This is a genomic window from uncultured Kiloniella sp., assembly GCF_937128705.1.
In the GTDB taxonomy this organism is placed as follows: Bacteria; Pseudomonadota; Alphaproteobacteria; order Kiloniellales; family Kiloniellaceae; genus Kiloniella.
The window spans coordinates 1-2,790 of record NZ_CAKZMP010000243.1 but is presented as its reverse complement, the minus strand read 5'-3'; the positions used below and the strand labels follow the sequence as shown (position 1 = coordinate 2,790).

Annotated in this window: 3 protein-coding genes; all 3 read left to right on the top strand. The window is 47.6% G+C overall.

The features are described from left to right. The coding region (locus tag Q0241_RS12725) for an insulinase family protein (RefSeq protein WP_299377957.1) at positions 1–573 on the top strand (573 nt) is incomplete at its 5' end. A 115-nt stretch (positions 574–688) separates the two neighbouring features. Next, complete coding sequence (locus tag Q0241_RS12720) at positions 689–1,990, top strand: glucose-6-phosphate isomerase (protein ID WP_299377954.1); 1,302 nt, start codon at positions 689–691, stop codon at positions 1,988–1,990. Between the two features lie 15 nt (positions 1,991–2,005). Continuing rightward, positions 2,006–2,790 (top strand): DNA mismatch repair endonuclease MutL (gene mutL / locus Q0241_RS12715; RefSeq protein ID WP_299377951.1); only part of this gene is annotated, 785 nt, incomplete at its 3' end.

The window sequence follows — 2,790 nt, the reverse complement described above, 5'->3', positions numbered from 1 at the left end:
GAGGATATTCCCCAGAGCGAAGTTATAATGGCCCATAGAGGTATTTCCCGGGATGATCCTGATTATTATGCGGCCTTTATTGTGAACCATATTCTAGGCGGAGGAAGCTTTTCTTCTCGGTTGTATCAGGAGGTTCGGGAAAAAAGAGGTTTGACTTATTCTGTAGGTAGCTACCTCTCTTTGTTGGATCAGGCACCGCTTGTGATGGCTTCGGTCGCCACACAAAATGAACGCGTTGCTGAAACAATCCGGATTATGAAAGAGCAATGGTCATTAATGGCTGAAGAAGGACCGAGCGAACAGGAATTGATCGATGCCAAAACCTATTTGACGGGGTCTTTCCCGTTAAGTTTTACCAGCACGGGGCGGGTTGCAAATATCTTGTTGGCGATGCAGTTGAATGATTTGGGGATCGATTACCTAGATCAGCGGAATAAGTACCTTGAGGCCGTGACGTTGGAAGACGCAAAACGGGTTGCCAAAGAATTATTTAAGCCAGATTCGTTGACGGTTGTTATTGCTGGGCGCCCGGTCGGGCTTGAGGAAGAAGCACCTTTGCCGTTTGAGCCATAACAGTTCTATCTGCAAGAGAAGAAGCGATTCCAGCGGTTTTATGGGATGAAAGCTTTCGTCATCAGCGACAAATCGGTAATACTACAAGTATATTCTTAGATAGATAAAAGAGACAATGTCTTACACACACGATGCAGAGTTTTGCCTTGCCAGAACACTTGGCGAAGGTGGATTGGAACAGAAAATATTTGAAGAACAGCTTCAAGGCTGTAAGTCCAGTCTCGCCCGTCTTAAAGATGATAAAGACAGTGGACGGTTGCCGTTTCTGATGATCCCGAGCGAGCGCGATGACCTCGTTTCTTGCCAAGCGCTAGTGTCTTCTTACCGGGAAAATTGTGACGATGTTATTGTTCTGGGGACAGGAGGGTCGTCGCTTGGTGGACGCACGCTGTATGGTCTAGCCACGAGTGCCTTTGGGCCAATTAACGGTGGACCGCATCTTCATTTTATCGACAATATTGACCCACATAGTTTTGATGTTCTCTTAAAGCATCTTGATATTTCTCGTACAGGTCTAATCGTTGTTTCCAAATCAGGATCAACTGCGGAAACTGTTTCCCAGTTTATGGCTTTATTACCAATCTTTCAGAAGGAATATGGCGCGGATAAATTATCAGAACGGGTTACTGTTATCACTGAACCCCGTCCTAATCCTCTACGAAAGTTAGCAAGAGATCTGGGACTTGAGTGTCTTGATCAAAACCCGTTAATTGGGGGGCGATTTTGTATCCTTACCTTGGTCGGGTTGCTCCCGGCAATGATTGCGGGTTTGGATACGGCTGCTTTGAGAGACGGTGCTCAAAAAGTTGTTGATCAGGCTTTTTCGGGTGCTTCAATGGAAGACATTCCCGCGGCAGTTGGCGCAGCCATTGCGACGGGATTACAGCGTCAACGTGGTATCCGGCAAACCGTTATCATGCCCTATGAGGATCGACTTGCTGATCTCGGTCTTTGGTATAATCAGTTGTGGGCAGAGAGCTTGGGCAAAGAGGGTAAGGGAACGACGCCAATCCGAGCACTTGGAACAGTTGATCAGCATAGCCAGTTACAACTGTATCTGGATGGACCTCAGGACAAGATGTTCACAATGATTTATCATGATGCCAAAGGCATGGGGTTGCCAGTTGATACAGTGCTTCCAAAAGGTGAAGATTCGCTGAGTTATCTCCGGGGGCGTACTTTGGGGGATCTGCTCACTGTTTCTGCCGAGGCCACCATGCAGACTTTGGCCAAAAATGGCCGTCCGGTGAGAAAGTTCCTATTAGATAAAATTGATGAAGAAACGTTGGGTGCTTTGACCATGCACTTTATGCTGGAGACAGTCATTACGGCTGACCTGTTGGGGGTGAACCCTTATGATCAGCCCGCCGTTGAGCAAGGCAAAGTACTCGCCCGCCGTATGTTAAAAGATCTTTAATCAGGAGCCTTTTAAGTGCTAATTCGCCGTCTACCCAACACCCTTGTTAATCAAATCGCTGCTGGTGAAGTTATCGAACGCCCCGCTGCGGCAATTAAAGAGTTGGTGGAGAACGCACTGGACGCAGGATCGCGCAACATTGACGTTGTCATGCGTGATGGTGGACGCAGCTATATCTCTGTTACCGATGATGGCTGTGGGATGAGCCGTGAAGGACTTGGCATTTGTATCGAACGCCATGCAACTTCAAAGCTCCCCAGTGATGACCTTGTTCATATTAAAACCCTCGGGTTCAGGGGCGAGGCGCTTCCGTCTATCGGGGCGGTGGCTCGTTTGCAGATTACAAGCCGTGAATTAGGGGCTGAAGATGCTTGGACAATTAAGGTAGAAGGCGGTGTTGTAACTGATCCACAGCCTGCAGCATGTAACGCCGGGACGCGGGTTGAAATCAGGGACTTGTTTTTTGCGACACCAGCCCGATTAAAATTTTTGAAAGCAGCCCGAACTGAAGTCAGTCATGCAGAAGATGTTTTAAAACGTCTTGCTATGGCAAATCCGGAAGTGGGTTTTTCACTCTCTGACGAGAAAAGAACGATCCTTCGGTTGCCAGCGAGTAGTGGTGACTTATTTGAAGTACGTTTGAAACGTCTTTCATCTGTTATGGCCCGAGAATTTGAAGAAAATGCGCTGCCTATTGAGGCCGAGCGTGAATATTTGAAACTTTCAGGCTATATCGGATTGCCTACCCTCAATCGTGGGAATGCGCAGCATCAATATCTTTTTGTAAACGGGCGTCCAGT

What these genes read in the sequence shown, in the direction of transcription:
- Q0241_RS12720 (WP_299377954.1), top strand. Translation starts at nt 689, where the DNA reads ATGTCTTACACACACGATGCAGAGTTTTGCCTTGCCAGAACACTTGGC.